Origin of the sequence: Nocardioides luteus (assembly GCF_014648595.1) — a bacterium.
Taxonomy (GTDB): Bacteria; Actinomycetota; Actinomycetes; order Propionibacteriales; family Nocardioidaceae; genus Nocardioides; species Nocardioides luteus.
Genome location: NZ_BMRK01000008.1, coordinates 108,550 through 124,364, shown reverse-complemented (window position 1 = coordinate 124,364; position 15,815 = coordinate 108,550). Strand labels below are relative to the sequence as shown.

14 protein-coding genes are annotated in these 15,815 nt (G+C 69.5%); all 14 read left to right on the top strand.

Annotated features, from left to right (window positions below; genetic code table 11):
* The first annotated feature begins 115 nt into the window (after nucleotides 1–115).
* Entirely contained in the window at nucleotides 116–796 is a 681-nt protein-coding gene (locus IEY81_RS12145; RefSeq protein WP_189118737.1) for a hypothetical protein, read from the top strand.
* 217 nt (nucleotides 797–1,013) lie between these two features.
* Nucleotides 1,014–2,648 (top strand): chaperonin GroEL, encoded by a 1,635-nt coding sequence (groL, locus tag IEY81_RS12140; protein ID WP_189118736.1) that lies wholly within the window; start codon nucleotides 1,014–1,016, stop codon nucleotides 2,646–2,648.
* Nucleotides 2,649–2,837: 189 nt separating this feature from the next.
* On the top strand, nucleotides 2,838–3,896 hold the full coding sequence (locus IEY81_RS12135) for an alpha/beta hydrolase family protein (RefSeq protein ID WP_189118735.1): 1,059 nt from the start codon (nucleotides 2,838–2,840) through the stop codon (nucleotides 3,894–3,896).
* A gap of 285 nt (nucleotides 3,897–4,181) precedes the next feature.
* Nucleotides 4,182–4,751, top strand: a complete 570-nt coding sequence (locus IEY81_RS12130; protein ID WP_189118734.1) for a hypothetical protein — start codon at nucleotides 4,182–4,184, stop codon at nucleotides 4,749–4,751.
* Between the two features lie 10 nt (nucleotides 4,752–4,761).
* Nucleotides 4,762–5,496, top strand: coding sequence for a nucleotidyltransferase family protein (locus IEY81_RS12125; protein WP_189118733.1), 735 nt, complete (start codon nucleotides 4,762–4,764; stop codon nucleotides 5,494–5,496).
* Nucleotides 5,497–5,569: 73 nt separating this feature from the next.
* A complete protein-coding gene (locus IEY81_RS12120) occupies nucleotides 5,570–6,448 on the top strand; it encodes an AAA family ATPase (protein WP_189118732.1) in 879 nt (292 codons plus the stop codon).
* Between the two features lie 76 nt (nucleotides 6,449–6,524).
* Entirely contained in the window at nucleotides 6,525–7,637 is a 1,113-nt protein-coding gene (locus tag IEY81_RS12115) for a vWA domain-containing protein (protein ID WP_189118731.1), read from the top strand.
* Nucleotides 7,630–8,760 carry an XdhC family protein gene (locus tag IEY81_RS12110; RefSeq protein WP_189118730.1) on the top strand — a complete coding sequence of 377 codons (1,131 nt, stop codon included), beginning with the start codon at nucleotides 7,630–7,632 and terminating at the stop codon, nucleotides 8,758–8,760. The genes IEY81_RS12115 and IEY81_RS12110 overlap by 8 nt, the downstream gene beginning before the upstream one ends.
* Nucleotides 8,761–8,835: 75 nt before the next feature.
* A complete protein-coding gene (locus IEY81_RS12105; protein ID WP_189118729.1) occupies nucleotides 8,836–9,642 on the top strand; it encodes a TspO-related membrane protein in 807 nt (268 codons plus the stop codon).
* A gap of 110 nt (nucleotides 9,643–9,752) precedes the next feature.
* Nucleotides 9,753–10,982, top strand: coding sequence for a sigma-54-dependent transcriptional regulator family protein (locus tag IEY81_RS12100; protein WP_189118728.1), 1,230 nt, complete (start codon nucleotides 9,753–9,755; stop codon nucleotides 10,980–10,982).
* Nucleotides 10,983–11,137: 155 nt separating this feature from the next.
* Nucleotides 11,138–11,662 (top strand): (2Fe-2S)-binding protein, encoded by a 525-nt coding sequence (locus IEY81_RS12095; protein WP_189118727.1) that lies wholly within the window; start codon nucleotides 11,138–11,140, stop codon nucleotides 11,660–11,662.
* Nucleotides 11,659–14,136: a xanthine dehydrogenase family protein molybdopterin-binding subunit gene (locus IEY81_RS12090; RefSeq protein ID WP_189118726.1), complete on the top strand. Its 2,478-nt coding sequence runs from the start codon at nucleotides 11,659–11,661 to the stop codon at nucleotides 14,134–14,136. The genes IEY81_RS12095 and IEY81_RS12090 overlap by 4 nt, the downstream gene beginning before the upstream one ends.
* Nucleotides 14,133–14,996: an FAD binding domain-containing protein gene (locus IEY81_RS12085; protein WP_189118725.1), complete on the top strand. Its 864-nt coding sequence runs from the start codon at nucleotides 14,133–14,135 to the stop codon at nucleotides 14,994–14,996. Before IEY81_RS12090 ends, IEY81_RS12085 begins: the two co-directional genes overlap by 4 nt.
* A complete protein-coding gene (locus tag IEY81_RS12080) occupies nucleotides 14,987–15,742 on the top strand; it encodes an SRPBCC family protein (protein WP_189118724.1) in 756 nt (251 codons plus the stop codon). The genes IEY81_RS12085 and IEY81_RS12080 overlap by 10 nt, the downstream gene beginning before the upstream one ends.
* The last annotated feature ends 73 nt before the right edge of the window (nucleotides 15,743–15,815 follow it).

The window sequence follows — 15,815 nt, the reverse complement described above, 5'->3', positions numbered from 1 at the left end:
GCTGCCCCGGGCCGCGACGGACCCGGCATGATGAAGGTAAAGACAACGGCCTGACATCTCTCGGGGGATACCTGTGGCACTTCATTTCCGTAAGCCCGTCGCTCGTCGCAGCAGCGTGATCGGAGCGCTCGCGCTCGTCGCCGTCACCGGCCCGCTCGCCGCCTGCGGCTCCGACGACTCCGGCTCCGACGACGGCGAGGACACATCGACGGCCGAGACCACCGAGTCCGAGACGGCTGACGCCTCGCCCTCTGCCGAGGAGGGTGCTGCGAGCGGCGACTTCAAGGCGCCGGCATGGGCCAAGCCGACGTACGAGACCGGCAAGAAGCTGATCACCATCCAGGCCGGCGACATCTCCGTCGACGTCTACGACGCCGGCACCGCCAAGGCGCCCAAGGACGGCAACGTCGTCGACAACAAGACGAAGAAGCCGCTGATCGTCAAGGGCGACGACCTGCTGTTCCTCAACTACGTCATCACCAACAACGGGAGCTCGCCGGTGGACCTCGAGGAGGACGACGTCGAGGTCGACGCCAAGTGGGACGACTGGGCCTACCTCGGCGGCATGCCCGGCATCACCGACAACGAGCTCTACACGAAGTTCAAGATCAACGGCGGCGACGAGAGCGACATGGCCGACTTCACCAAGTACGACCCCGACCAGCCGATGCCGCTCGCGCCTGGTGAGACCGTGTCCTACGGGACCAACTTCAAGAACCAGCCCGGCCACCAGCTCACGCTCGAGGTCGAGGTCGGCGACGCCGAGCCGGTCGAGAAGAGCGTCAAGGTCGGCTGACCTCCTCCGTCACCGGTCCCGAATTTCTTGCACTCTCGGGGGTCGAGTGCTAAACATGAGGCTGGCACTCTTACCATGAGAGTGACAACAACCGGACCGGTGACGTTGAGGCGTTGCGAGCGGCAGTGAAGGGTTCTGCCGGGAGCGGCGTCGTCCGTCGCGGGCAACCCATCGGACCGGATCCAACGAACTTCCCAAGTGAAGGATCGCAGGAGCAATGCCGAAGCTCATCGCTTTCAACGAGGAGGCCCGCCGGGGTCTGGAGAAGGGTCTCAACACCCTCGCCGACGCCGTCAAGGTCACCCTCGGTCCCAAGGGCCGCAACGTCGTGCTCGAGAAGAAGTGGGGCGCCCCCACGATCACCAACGATGGTGTGTCCATCGCCAAGGAGATCGAGCTCGAGGACCCCTACGAGAAGATCGGCGCCGAGCTGGTCAAGGAGGTCGCGAAGAAGACCGACGACGTCGCCGGTGACGGCACGACGACCGCGACCGTTCTCGCCCAGGCGCTGGTCCGCGAGGGCCTGCGCAACGTCGCCGCGGGTGCCAACCCCGCCGGCCTGAAGCGTGGCATCGAGGCGGCCGTCGACGCCGTCTCCGAGCAGCTGCTCTCGCAGGCCAAGGAGATCGAGACCAAGGAGCAGATCGCTGCCACCGCGTCCATCTCCGCTGCTGACACCACCGTCGGCGAGATCATCGCCGAGGCGATGGACAAGGTCGGCAAGGAAGGCGTCATCACCGTCGAGGAGTCGAACACCTTCGGGCTCGACCTCGAGCTGACCGAGGGTATGCGCTTCGACAAGGGCTACATCTCGGCCTACTTCGTGACCGACCCGGAGCGTATGGAGACCGTCCTCGACGACCCGTACATCCTGATCGTCAACTCGAAGATCTCCAGCGTGAAGGACCTGATCCCGGTCCTGGAGAAGGTCATGCAGACCGGCAAGCCGCTGGTCATCCTGGCCGAGGACGTCGACGGCGAGGCCCTCTCGACGCTGGTCGTCAACAAGATCAAGGGCACCTTCAAGTCCGTCGCCGTCAAGGCTCCGGGCTTCGGTGACCGCCGCAAGGCCATGCTGCAGGACATCGCGATCCTCACCGGTGGCCAGGTCATCTCCGAGGAGGTCGGCCTCTCCCTGGAGACCGCCGGCATCGAGCTGCTCGGCCAGGCCCGCAAGGTCGTCATCACCAAGGACGAGACCACCATCGTCGAGGGTTCGGGCGACCAGGGTCAGATCGAGGGCCGGGTCAACCAGATCCGCGCCGAGATCGAGAAGTCGGACTCCGACTACGACCGCGAGAAGCTCCAGGAGCGCCTCGCCAAGCTGGCCGGCGGCGTGGCCGTCATCAAGGTCGGCGCGGCCACCGAGGTCGAGCTCAAGGAGCGCAAGCACCGCATCGAGGACGCCGTCCGCAACGCGAAGGCTGCTGTCGAGGAGGGCATCCTCCCCGGTGGTGGTGTCGCGCTGATCCAGGCCGCGACCACCGCGTTCGAGAAGCTCGAGCTCGACGGTGACGAGGCCACCGGTGCCGCGATCGTCAAGGCTGCCATCTCGGCTCCGCTGAAGCAGATCGCCGTCAACGCCGGCCTCGAGGGCGGCGTCGTGGCGGAGAAGGTCGCGGGTCTCCCGATCGGCCAGGGCCTCAACGCGGCCACGGGCGAGTACGTCGACCTGCTCCAGGCCGGCATCATCGACCCCGCCAAGGTGACCCGCTCCGCGCTGCAGAACGCTGCGTCGATCGCCGCGCTGTTCCTCACCACCGAGGCCGTCGTGGCCGACAAGCCGGAGAAGGCCGCCGCTGGTGGCGACCCGACCGGTGGCATGGGCGACATGGGCGGCATGGGCTTCTGATCCCAGCTCGCTAGCCTCACCAAAGAGGGCCTCTCCTTCGGGAGGGGCCCTCTTTCGTTGTTCGGGTTATGTCAGGTGATTCGGATAGTCCAGGGAGTTCTGGCCGGTTACTGGCGAGTAAACCGACCGAAACTCCCTGGACTACCGCCCCAGCCCCGACAGCCCAGGAATCGGACTACCCTCAGCGACATGAGCCCGAAGGCGCTGGCGGGGGTGGTCGTCTCGGCCGTGCTGCTTGTCGGATGCGGTGGTGAGCCGGTCGGTGCGCCGGCGTCTCGGGCACCGAGCCCGACGAGCCCGACGAGCCCGCCTACCTCGACGGCCTCGTCGTCACCCGCGTCGCCCTCGCAGAGTCCGTCCGAGACGCTCCCGCCGGTCACCGACAAGGTCTCGCTCGCGCAGCTGATGCGGGAGGACTTCCCGGGCGGGCGGGTGAAGGTGCTGCGGGAGGCGGGGAGCACCGATGCCTACCGCCGCTTCGAGGTCAGCTACCCGAGCGGACGGCTGACCATCACCGGTGTGCTCTTCCGGCCGCGCGGGCAGGGGCCGTTCCCCGGCGTCGTCTTCGCCCACGGCCACATCGACACCGACATCTACGTCACCGGCCAGGGGCTGCGGCGCGAGCAGGACCGGCTGGCCCGGGAGGGTTACGTGGTCCTGCACACCGACTACCGCGGCCACGCCGGCTCCTCGCCCATCCCGGAGGGCACCGAGGAGGACGAGAGCCGCCTCGGCTACACGCGCGACACCATCAACGCCGTCCAGGCGATGAAGAGGCTTCCGTACGTCGACCCGGAGCGCACCGCGCTGCTCGGCCGGTCCATGGGTGGGGGAGTGGTGATGAACGTGCTCGTCGCCCAACCGGACCTGGTTCGGGCCGGAGTGACGTACGCGTCGGTCTCCTCGGACATCGTCGACAACATCAACCGGTGGGCGGTGCCGTCGCGCCCCGACGAGGTGGCTCGGCTCTATCGCAAGCACGGCGATCCGAGGACGGCGCCCGAGTTCTGGGAGGGACTCTCGGCGCGGACGTACTTCGACCGCATCGCGGTGCCGCTGCAGATGCACCACGGGACCAACGACGAGTCCTGCCCGATCAGGTGGGCCTACACGACCCGGGACCTGATGGCGGAGGCTGGCGTGCAGCAGCGGCTGTGGGTCTACGAGGGCGAGCAGCACGCCTTCGGTCCGCAGTGGGACCTGTCCATCCGGAGGGTCGTCAGGTTCCTCGATCGCCATCTGGGATGACCTGATCAGGCGATACGGGTGGGGCCCACAGGCCCCAGGAGAAGAGGACTTTCGACACTGTCTCGACAACAGATCGGTAACGCAGCATAGGTGCTCCACACACAGTGGCCGACTGCGGGGAAGCGTCTGGATCTGGGGAGCTCGGCTCCTCAAGCAGAGTCCGGGTGAGGTTCTGCAGCGGCTGGCGGGGTCCGGGTTCACGAAATCCAGGCCTCGCCTGTGTGTGTCAACCGGGCCGTCACAGGGGTCCAAGGATCGCAGCCGACGATGGGGCATGATGTTGGCATGAGCGTCGATGCCGGATCTGAGACCAAGAAGTCGCCATGGCGCTGGGTCGCGGCCGTCGTCGCTGCCGCGGTCGTGCTGGTCGCCGTCGTCGCCTCGTTCGGCATCCTCGGCACCGACGACGACGCCGAGGACCCTGCTGCCGGGCCCGCTTCGCCGACGGCCACGGTGACCGAGACCGCTGCGCCTCCGTCGGAGTCGGCGTCCGCCCCTGCCCAGGGCGACGGAGCGACCGAGCTGACGGTGGTTGCCGACGCCGCGCGCTGCATCCCGCCGACCGCGAAGTGGTTGGCGAAGAACGCGGCGCTGGCCTTCGAGGGCACCGTCGAGAGCGTCGACAGGAGCGCGGCCGTGCTGCGGGTGAAGACGTGGATGTACGCCGACGGCTTCGGTGGCACCGACACCGTCCGGGTCGTGCTGCCGGCGCCCAGCACGATCCCGATGCCCGAGTTCGAGAAGGGCAAGACCTATCTGGTCGCGGCCAAGGGCGACGCGAAGGTCATCGGCTGCGGCTACAGCGAGGTCAAGAGCCCGAAGCTGCAGAAGCTCTACACCAACGCCTTCAAGTGATCCTCGGCGGATGATCGCGGGAGTGCTGCTGGCCGCCGGTGCCGGCCGGCGGATGGGCACCCCGAAGGCGCTCGTCGACGACTGGTTGGTCCGGTCTGTCGAGGTGCTGCGCGAGGGTGGTTGTGACGAGGTGCTCGTCGTGCTCGGCGCTGCGGCCGAGGAGGCACGCGCGCTGCTGCCGGGTGATCAGCGGGTCGTGGTCGCGCAGGACTGGGACGAGGGGATGGGGGCGTCTTTGCGGGTCGGGCTCTCGGGGCTCTCGTCCGAGGTCGAGGCGGCACTTGTGCATCTGGTGGATCTGCCGGATGTGGGGAGCGATGTTGTTGCGAGGGTGGTCTCGACAAGCTCGACCACCGATTCGAGCACGGACAGTGGGGTTGTGGGGCGGGTGGTCTCGACAAGCTCGACCACCGATTCGAGCACGGACAGTGGGGTTGTGGGGCGGGTGGTCTCGACAAGCTCGACCACCGGCTCGACCACCGGCTCGACCACCGGCTCGACCACCGGATCGACCTTCGGCTCGACCACCGGATCGACCTTCGGCTCGACCACCGGATCCAGCTTGGCGCGGGCGGCTTATCGAGGGGTGCCGGGGCATCCGGTGCTGATCGGGCGGGAGCACTGGGCCGGGGTCATCGAGGCTGCCGTCGGTGACCAGGGTGCGCGTGGTTATCTGGGCACCCACGGCGTACGTCTGGTGGAGTGCGGCGACCTGGCCGGCGGCCACGACGTCGACCGCCGGTGAACGAGTTCTCGTTCCTACCCTCCTTCGAGGTCGTCCAACCGCTTACCAACGCTTCGCGTTCTAGGCTCGGGTCATGGACCTGACGCCCCGGGAGATCGCTGAGCGGCTGGCCGCGACCGGATACCTGGCCGACCCCGAGCTGGCGACGGTGACCTTCCTCGGGCTGAAGATGCAGCGGCCGCTGCTGCTCGAGGGTGAGCCCGGCACCGGCAAGACCGCGCTCGCGGAGGCGGTCGCGCAGGCGCTGGACCTGCCCCTGGTGCGGATGCAGTGCTACGAGGGGATCGACGCCACCCAGGCGCTCTACGACTGGGACTTCGCCCGCCAGATCCTGCACCTGCGCGCGCTCGAGGCGGCCGGCACAGCAGCGGATGTGGAGGAGGCCGAGAAGTCGCTCTACGACGAGCGCTTCCTGCTCGCCCGGCCGGTGCTGGCAGCGCTGAGGCAGTCGCCGTCGGTGCTGCTCGTCGACGAGGTCGACCGGGCCGACGACGAGTTCGAGGCGTTCCTGCTGGAGGTGCTGTCCACCTACCAGGTCACGATCCCGGAGTTCGGCACGGTCGCCGCGAGCGTGCCACCGGTCGTCGTGCTCACCTCCAACCGCACCCGCGAGCTCCACGACGCCCTCAAGCGCCGCTGCCTCTACCACTGGATCGACCACCCGGGCCTGGACCGCGAGATCGAGATCGTACGCAGCCGAGCCCCCGAGGTCGCCGAGCAGCTCGCCCGCCAGGTGGTCACGGTGGTCCAGCAGCTGCGCAGCGCCGAGGGGGCGAGCGCGCTGCTCAAGCCGCCCGGGGTCGCCGAGACCCTCGACTGGGCCCGCGCCCTGCACCACCTCGGCACGACCGAGATGCACCTGGAGAGCGCTGCCGCGACGCTCGGCGCGCTCGTCAAGCACCGCGAGGACGCCGACCGCGTCCGGGCCGCGCTGGATCGGCTGCTGGTATGAGCGATCGTCAGCGAGCGACGATCGGCCTCAGGCCGCCATTTCCGTACTCTTCGCCCCGCCCTACGGAAGTGGCGGCATGAGCGACGGCCCCGAGATCCTGCTCGGCTTCACCCGGGCGCTCAGGTCGGCCGGAGTGCAGGTGACCCAGGACCGCGCCCACGGCTTCCTGCAGGCGACCGCGATCGTCGGCGCCGACGACCCGGTGGCGACCTACACCGCGGGCCGGGCGACGCTGTGTGCCGGCCCCGACGACCTGCGCCGTTTCGACCAGGTCTTCGAGGCCTGGTTCGACACGACCGCCAAGATGCCGATGCCGCAGGGGCCACCGCGTACGGTCACGACCACCTCCACGCTGCCTGAGACCGAGCCGCAGCCGGGCGAGGGGGAGGGTGAGGACGTCGAGGACGTCATCCGCGCGCGTGCCAGCGAGCTCGAGACGCTGCGCCACCGCGACGTCGCCGGTCTCGACCCGGTCGAGCAGGAGCGGCTCGCGGCGCTGATCGCGCGCCTCCGTCCGCGGACGCCTCGGCGGCGCACCCCGCGCCAGGACCCCTGGCGGCGCGGACGCGTCGACGCCCACCGCACCCTGCGCGCCAGCCTGCAGCACCTCGGCGAACCGGCCGGGATCCACTACCGGCGACGTGGCGACCGGCCGCGGCGCGTGGTGTGGCTGATCGACGTGTCCGGGTCGATGAGCTCCTACGCGGACGTGCTGCTGAGGGTCGCCCACCGAGTGACCTCAGGAGGCTCGACGAGCTCGACCACCACGGGGGCGGTGTTCACGATGGGCACCCGGCTGACCAACGTCACCCGGGCGATGCGTCACCGCGACCCGGACCGCGCGCTGGTCGCCGCGGGCGACACCGTGCCCGACTGGTCGGGCGGCACCCGGCTCGGCGAGGACCTGCAGGCGTTCCTGCAGCGACACCAAGGCCTCGCAAGAGGCGCGGTCGTGGTCATCGCGAGCGACGGCTGGGAGCGTGGCGACCCCACGCTTCTCGCAGAGCAGACCGCGAGGCTGCACCGCCTCGCCCATCGCACGGTGTGGGTCAACCCGCATCGTGGCAAAATTGGCTATGAGCCGCTGCAGCGAGGCATCGTCGCCGTGCTGCCGCACGTGGACGACTTCGTCGCCGGACATTCGCTGGCGACGTACGAGGATCTGGTGGAGGTGATCGCGCGTGCGTGACGTGCTCGACGATCTGATGAAGTGGTGGGAGGCCGGCGACACCGTCGCGGTCGCCACCGTGGTCGCGACCTTCCAGTCGGCGCCGCGCCCACCAGGGGCCTCGATGCTCGTCGGCCCCGACGAGACCGCCGTCGGCTCCGTCTCCGGCGGCTGTGTCGAGGGAGCCGTCTACGAGGTCGCCCGCGAGGTGGCCGAGACCGGCACCCCCGAGCTCAACCGCTACGGCGTCTCCGACGACGACGCGTTCTCGGTCGGCCTGACCTGCGGCGGCATCCTCGACGTCTTCGTGGAGAAGGTGTCGAAGGAGACCTTCCCCGAGCTCGGCGAGCTCGCCGAGGACGTACGCAGCGGCAGCCCGATCGCGCTCGCGACCGTCATCGAGCACCCCGACCCCGAGATCCTCGGGCGCCGAGTCCTGATCCGCCCCGAAGGGGTCAAGGGCTCGCTGGGCAGCTCGCGGATGGACGACGCCGTGCACGACGACGCGCTCGGCCTGCTCGCCCATGGCACCAACCAGACGCTGTCCTACGGCATCGACGGTGAGCGCCGCGGCGAGGGGATGCGCGTCTTCGTCTGGTCCTTCGCGCCCAAGCCCCGCATGCTCGTCTTCGGTGCGATCGACTTCGCCGCCGCGGTGGCCCGGGTCGGGGCGTTCCTCGGCTACCACGTCACCGTCTGCGACGCCCGCCCCGTCTTCGCGACCAACTCCCGTTTCCCCGAGGCCGACGAGGTCGTCGTCGACTGGCCCCACCGCTACCTGAACGCCGAGGTCGAGGCCGGCCGCATCGACCAGCGCACCGTCATCGCCGTCCTCACCCACGACCCGAAGTTCGACGTACCTCTCCTCGAGGTCGCCCTCCGCCTCCCCGACATCGCCTACGTCGGCGCGATGGGCTCCCGCCGCACCCACGACGACCGCCTCGCCCGCCTGCGCGAAGCCGGCCTCACCGAGGAGGAGATCGCCCGCCTGAGCAGCCCCATCGGCCTCGACCTCGGCGCGCGCACCCCGGAGGAGACCGCCATCTCCATCGCCGCCGAGATCATCGCCGGCCGCTGGGGCGGCTCCGGCGAGCGCCTGGCCAGCACCGAGGGCCGGATCCACCAGGACGTGGAGTACCGCTGACGCGGGAGCTCACGGGCCGCCTCGCCGTAGAGCGATCTGGCCGATGGACGGGCAGTGCCTTGCTACGGTCGCAGAGTGAAGAGAACATGGCAGATCAGCAATATTCTCGCCCTGGTCTTCGCGCTGGTCGCCAACTTCCTGACCGGCGCACAGATCCTCGATCTGCCGGCTATCGGCGACATCTCGGACAAGTACGCCACCTATCTGACCCCGGCCGGATACGCGTTCTCGATCTGGACGCCGATCTACGTGCTGCTGGTCGTCTTCGCGATCTACCAGGCGAGAGACATCCGGGAGCCGCGTGACGACAACGACGTGCCGCAGCGGCTCGGTCCGCTCTTCGTCATCGCCAGCATCTGCAACGGGCTGTGGACCTTCGTCTTCGTCAACGAGTGGGTCGGCCTCTCCGTGGTCATCCTGCTGGTCCTCACCGCGTCGCTCTACGCCTCGCTGTGGCGGCTCGGGATCGGCGCGGCCCGGCCGACGATCAAGGACTTCCTCATGGTGGGGCTGCCGCTGATGCTCTACACGGGCTGGGTGACCGCGGCGAGCATCGTCAACGTCGCGACCTACCTCGAGTCGAAGGACGTCACGGTCAGCCCGCTGGCCGCGATCGTGGTCATCGTCGTGCTCACCGTCGCCCTGCTCGCGCTGCTGCTCAGGCGCAACCTGCGTGAGGTGCTGATCTCCTGCGCCTGGGCGCTGATCGCGATCGCGGTCCGTCAGCTCCAGGAGTCGCAGAGCACGTCGGTGGCGGTCGTCGCGCTGGTCTGCGCCGGCATCCTGATCGTCGCGATGCTCTTCCACCTGGTCACCAGGGGTCTGGCGTATGACGGGTCGGCCGGGAGACGCTCCGGCCCGGCCCTCGGCGCGACCGGCTGAGCAGGTTCCGCGAGGCGGGGATCGAGTACCGCCAAGGGGATCGTGAGGCACGCCACAGGGTGCTACCTTGGCAGCACCCAGCCTCAGGGCCGAGCTCCAAAGGGGGAGTGATGGTTCGTAGCGATCTGCAGGAGCGCCGCATCAGCGCGGCGCGGGCCTGGACCGCGTTCGTGGAGAGCGGCGATGCCGCCGAGGACTTCGTGCGACCGGAGATCCTCTCGAGCTGGACGCGCTCGGCGTCGACGGTGAAGCCCGACGTACGCGAGGCGCCCCTGGCCGACGAGGACGAGACCCGGGAGATGTGGCGCGACTCGCCGCTCCAGGTCGCAGTCGAGCGGGTCGAGGAGGAGCTGCGCTGCACCGCCGACGACGGCGACCTGGTCATCGCGATCACCGACCCCGACACCCGCGTGCTGTGGACCTACGGCGGCCGGGTGATGCGCCACAAGGCGGAGTCGGTCAACTTCGTGCCGGGCGGCCGGTGGGACGACGAGAGCGCGGGCACCAACGCGCTCGACCTCGCCAACCGCAACAACACGCCGTCGATGGTCTTCGGGCCCGAGCACTACGCCGAGGTCGTCCACAACTGGGTCTGCTGGGCCGCGCCGCTGCACGACCCGACCACCGGCAAGCATCTCGGTGTCATCGACCTCTCCACGACCTGGGACCGCACCCACCCGATCGGGATGGCGACGGCTCGGGTGATGGCCCGCCTCATCGAAGGAGCGCTGCCCAGGCTCCCCACCCAGCGCGCCAGCGATGACGGGATCGAGCAGCCCGGACTGGTGCTGACCCTGCTCGGCACCGCCGAGACCTGGCTCGACGGGCAGCGGCTGCTGCTCAACCGCCGCCAGACCGAGATCCTCGCCCTGCTCGCGCTGCACCCCGAAGGGCTCTCCCTGGAGCGGCTGCACGCGATGGTCTACGGCGACCAGGCGGTGACCTTCTCGACGCTCAAGGCCGAGGTCTCCCACCTGCGCCACGCGCTCGGCGGCCAGGTCGCCTCACGTCCCTACCGGCTGCTGATGCCGGTCGCGACCGACGTCGACCAGGTGCTCGCGCTGATCCGCCACGGCCGGGTGGCGGCTGCCGTCGAGGCGTACGGCGGGGATCTCCTGCCCGGCACCAACAGCCCGGCGCTGGCCGAGATGGCCGAGTACGTCGCGGTGGCGCTGCGCGAGGCGCTGATCGCCGACCCGCAGCCCGACGCGGTGCTCACCTACAGCGAGCTGGCGCCCTACGACACCGAGGTCGTCGACGTCTGCGTGCGGCGGTTGGGCGGGACTGCGCATCCGGCGCTGCCGTTGCTGCGGGCGCGGCTGGCTGCTGCGCGCACGTAGGGGTCTCGACAGGCTCGACCTCCGGTGGGTCTCGACAGGATCGACCACCTTGGGTACGCATCTGCGAAGCCAACCAGGGCCCAACCCTGCGCGTCCTACTGTGATCTGGCCCACACGGTATGGCCAAGAACAATGACGTCTGGCAGGGAGACAACATGACCCGGATCAGCATGCGCGTCGACGGTATGAAGGTCGCCGACGACGTCGAACCGCGGACACTGCTCGTGCAGTATCTGCGCGAAGGACTCGGCAAGACCGGCACGGTGATCGGTTGCGACACCAGCAACTGTGGAGCCTGCACGGTCCATCTCGACGGTGAGTCGGTGAAGTCGTGCAACGTGCTCGCGGTGCAGGCCGACGGGTGCGAGGTGACCACGATCGAAGGTCTCGCCGAGGTCTCGACGGGCTCGACCACCGAATCAGGACTTCACCCGGTGCAGGAGGCCTTCCGTGAGTGTCACGGTCTGCAGTGCGGCTTCTGCACCCCCGGCATGATCATGCAGTCCGTCGACCTGCTCAACCGCAACCCGCAGCCCAGCGAGGAAGAGATCCGCGAGGGCATCGAGGGCAACCTGTGCCGCTGCACCGGCTACCACAACATCGTTCGCGCGGTGCAGTACGCCAGCAGGAACGCGACCGGCCAGAGCGGAGCGAGGAGCGAGGAGGTGGACGCGCTGTGACCGCAGTGGAGGCACGACCCGACAACGCGACCGAGATCGGTCGCGACCGGCGCCGCAAGGAGGACGCCCGGCTGATCACCGGCCGGACCCGGTGGACCGACAACATCAACCTGCCCGGGATGCTGCACCTCGCGATGGTGCGCAGCCCGTTCGCCCACGCGAACATCACCGGCATCGACACCAGCGCTGCCGAGAGCTCCGAAGGGGTCGTCGCGGTGCTCTCCGCGAAGGACTTCGACGAGAGCCTCGGTGCCTGCATCAACGCCTGGCCGATCACCCCGGACCAGAAGACGCCGGACCACCCGCCGATCGCCGGCGACCGGGTTTCCTTCGCCGGTGAGATCGTCGCCGTCGTGGCCGCCCGTTCCGCGGCCGCCGCCCGCGACGCCGCCGAGATGGTCGAGGTCGACTACGAAGAGCTGCCTGCCGTCGTCTCCCTCGAGGAGGCGGTCAAGGACGAGGTGCTCGCCCACCCCGACCTCGGCACCAACAAGTCCGCGCTGTGGGTCTTCGACAGCGCCCAGGCCGGCACCGGCGGGTCGGTCGACGACGCGATCTCCACCGCGCGGCAGGACGGCATCGTCATCGAGCGCACCTACCGCCAGCAGCGCCTGATCCCCGCCTTCATGGAGCCGCGCAGCGTGGTGTGCGACCCGACCGGCGAGCAGATCACGGTGTGGAGCGCCACCCAGATCCCGCACATCCTGCGGTTCGCGCTCGCCGCGACCACCGGGGTGCCGGAGTCGAAGATCCGGGTGATCGCGCCCGACGTCGGCGGTGGTTTCGGCGGCAAGCTGCAGCAGACGCCCGAGGAGATGCTCGTCTTCGCGATGGCCCGCAGGCTCGGCAAGCCGGTCAAGTACACCGAGACCCGCTCCGAGTCGCTGATGGCCGCCCACCACGGTCGCGACCAGATCCAGAAGCTGACGCTCTCGGCGACCAAGGACGGCCAGGTCACCGGGCTCAAGGTCGAGCTCGACGCCAACCTCGGTGCGTACGTCGCGATCGTCGGCGGCGGTGTGCCGGTGCTCGGCGCGTTCATGTTCAACGCGATCTACAAGTTCCCGGCCTACCAGTTCAACTGCCAGACGGTGCTCACCAACACCGCCTGGACCGACGCCTACCGCGGCGCGGGGCGGCCGGAGGCGACGTACGCCATCGAGCGGCTGATGGACGAGCTGGCCGTCGAGGTCGGGGTCGACCCGCTCGAGATCCGGGAGAAGAACTGGATCAACCACGAGGAGTTCCCGTTCACGACCGTCGCCGGCCTGACCTACGACTCGGGCGACTACGCGACGGCGACCGCCAAGGCGAAGGAGATGTTCGGCTACGACGAGCTCCGACGCGAGCAGGCCGAGCGGCGTGCCAACAACGACCCGGTCCAGCTCGGCATCGGCGTCTCGACGTTCACCGAGATGTGCGGCCTGGCCCCGTCCCGTGTCCTCGGCAGCCTCGACTACGGCGCCGGCGGCTGGGAGCACGCCCAGGTGCGGCTCACCCCGACCGGCAAGGTCGAGGTCATCACCGGCGCGAGCGCTCACGGTCAGGGACACGAGACGGCGTTCAGCCAGATCGTGGCCGACCGTCTCGGCGTACCCTTCGAGGACGTCGAGGTGCTCCACGGCGACACCCAGATCGCGGCCAAGGGATATGACACCTACGGCTCCAGGTCGCTGGTCGTCGGTGGCGAGGCGCTGGTCCGGGCGGCCGACAAGGTGCTCGAGAAGGCCAAGCCGATCGCGGCCCACCTGCTCGAGGCCAGCGTCGAGGACCTGGAGTTCACCGGTGGCAAGTGGACGGTGAAGGGCACCGACCAGGGCATGTCCATCGGCGAGCTGTCCACGGCGGTCTTCGCGGCCCACAACCTGCCCGACGGCGTCGAGGCCAACCTCGACTCCGAGGCCACCTTCGACCCGGAGAACTTCAACTTCCCGCACGGCACCCACCTGTGCGCGATGGAGGTCGACACCGAGACCGGGCAGGTGAAGATGCGGAAGTACGTCTGCTGCGACGACATCGGCAACATCATCAACCCGCTCATCGTCGCAGGTCAGGTGCACGGCGGACTGGTCCAGGGCATCGCCCAGGCGCTGTGGGAGGACGCGGTTTACGACGACGCCGGCACGCTGGTCTCCGGCTCGTTCGTCGACTACCTGCTGCCGACTGCCGCCGACACGATCAGCTTCGACATCGACCACACCACCTCGCCCTCGACCACCAACACGCTCGGCACCAAGGGCGTCGGCGAGGCCGGCACGATCGCCTCCACCCCGGCGGTGGTCAACGCGATCGTCGACGCGCTGCGCCCGATGGGCGTCAACGACGTGGCCATGCCCTGCACACCGGAGCGGGTCTGGCGGGCGATCAACGAGGGCTCCGCCGGCGGCGGCACCACCGACGCGGCCGCACCACACTTCGATCCGTCGACGGGCATGTCCGGGACCGCCGACCGTCCGGAAGGAGATGTCCAGTGATTCCCGCATCGTTCGACTACGTCGCCCCGACCACGGTCGAGGAGGCGCTGGCCGCGCTCGCGCAGTACGGCGACGAGGCCAAGGTGATCGCCGGCGGGCAGAGCCTGCTGCCGGTGCTGCGGATGCGCCTCAACGCCCCGGAGTGGGTCATCGACCTCGGTCGCATCGACTCGCTCCGCGGCATCCGGGACGAGGGTGACTCGATCCTCGTCGGCGCCACGACGCGCCACAGTGACGTCGCGACCGATCCTCTGGTCGCCGAGCACGCCGCCCTGGTGGCTCGTGCCACGGCGACGGTCGCCGACGCGCAGGTACGCCACCGGGGCACCTTCGGTGGCGCACTCGCCCACGCCGACCCGGCCGGCGATCTCGGAGCCCCGGCGCTGGCCCTGGACGCCGAGTTCGTCATCGCCGGGCCGGGTGGCGAGCGGGTCGTCCCGGGCTCGGAGTTCTTCCAGGGGCTGTTCGAGACGGCGGTCTCCGAGGACGAGCTGCTCACCGGCGTACGCATCCCGAAGCACACCGGCTGGACGGCCCACTACGAGAAGTTCGTGCGGGTCGCCCACCAGTGGCCGATCTGCGCGGTCGGTGCGACCCTCAAGGTCTCCGGCGGCGTGATCGAGGGCGCGGCGATCGGCCTCACCAACATGGGGTCGACCCCGCTGCGGGCGGCCGGCGTCGAGCAGGCGCTGGTCGGTCAGCAGGCCTCCGAGGAGGTCGTACGCAATGCCGCGGCCCTCGCCGCCGACGGCGTCGAGCCGCCCTCCGACCTCAACGGTGACGCCGACTACCGGCGCCACCTGGTCACGGTGCTCACCCGGCGGGCGATCACGAAGGCTCTCGGAGCGTCATGGACCTGACGCACCAGTTCACGGTTCCGACCTCGGTCGAGGAGACCTGGGACAGCTTCTTGGACATCGGCTCGCTCGCCGAGTGCTTCCCGGGAGCCCAGGTCACCTCGGTCGAGGGGGACACCTTCACCGGCACGGTGAAGGTCAAGCTCGGTCCGATCGCCATGGTCTACGCCGGCTCCGGCACCTTCGTCGAGAAGGACGAGGCCGCGCGCCGGCTGGTGGTCGAGGCGAAGGGCCGCGACAAGCGCGGCAACGGCACCGCCGGTGCCAACGCGACCCTGACGATGGCTCCGGAGGGTGACGGCACCAAGGTCGAGATCGTCACCGACCTCGCCGTGACCGGCAAGCCCGCCCAGTTCGGGAGAGGGGTGATGCAGGACGTCTCCGACAAGCTGCTCGGGCAGTTCGTGGCGTGTCTGGAGCAGAAGTCGGCGCCGGCTCCCGCCGCGCCGGCCGTCGAGCCCGATGTGGCGCCGCCGGGTGCCGACGCCGAGGAGGTCTCGACAAGCTCGACCTCCGGTGGCGGGTCGAGCGCGGACGGCGACGGTGTTGGTCTCGACGCGCCTCCGCCTAGCGGCTCCGGCGGCTCGACCGCCGGGGTGGCCGGCGGCTCGACCGCCGGGGGCACCGACGCCATCGATCTCGGGGCGACGGTGGTGCCGGTGCTGATCAAGAACTACGGCAAGAAGATCGCCGTGGGGGCTGCGGTGGTGGCCGCTGCGGTGATCGTCTACAAGCTGCTGCGCGGCTGAGGGGAGCGCGGCGGCGAACCCGTCGCGCAAACCGGATAGCGCCCGCGCAACGCGGATAGCGAGGTGCCAGCCG

Bases quoted from the DNA above. Each gene is read 5' to 3' on its own strand.
- groL (WP_189118736.1), top strand. From the start codon at position 1,014: ATGCCGAAGCTCATCGCTTTCAACGAGGAGGCCCGCCGGGGTCTGGAG.
- IEY81_RS12135 (WP_189118735.1), top strand. From the start codon at position 2,838: ATGAGCCCGAAGGCGCTGGCGGGGGTGGTCGTCTCGGCCGTGCTGCTT.
- IEY81_RS12130 (WP_189118734.1), top strand. From the start codon at position 4,182: ATGAGCGTCGATGCCGGATCTGAGACCAAGAAGTCGCCATGGCGCTGG.
- IEY81_RS12125 (WP_189118733.1), top strand. From the start codon at position 4,762: ATGATCGCGGGAGTGCTGCTGGCCGCCGGTGCCGGCCGGCGGATGGGC.
- IEY81_RS12120 (WP_189118732.1), top strand. From the start codon at position 5,570: ATGGACCTGACGCCCCGGGAGATCGCTGAGCGGCTGGCCGCGACCGGA.
- IEY81_RS12115 (WP_189118731.1), top strand. From the start codon at position 6,525: ATGAGCGACGGCCCCGAGATCCTGCTCGGCTTCACCCGGGCGCTCAGG.
- IEY81_RS12100 (WP_189118728.1), top strand. From the start codon at position 9,753: ATGGTTCGTAGCGATCTGCAGGAGCGCCGCATCAGCGCGGCGCGGGCC.
- IEY81_RS12095 (WP_189118727.1), top strand. From the start codon at position 11,138: ATGACCCGGATCAGCATGCGCGTCGACGGTATGAAGGTCGCCGACGAC.
- IEY81_RS12080 (WP_189118724.1), top strand. From the start codon at position 14,987: ATGGACCTGACGCACCAGTTCACGGTTCCGACCTCGGTCGAGGAGACC.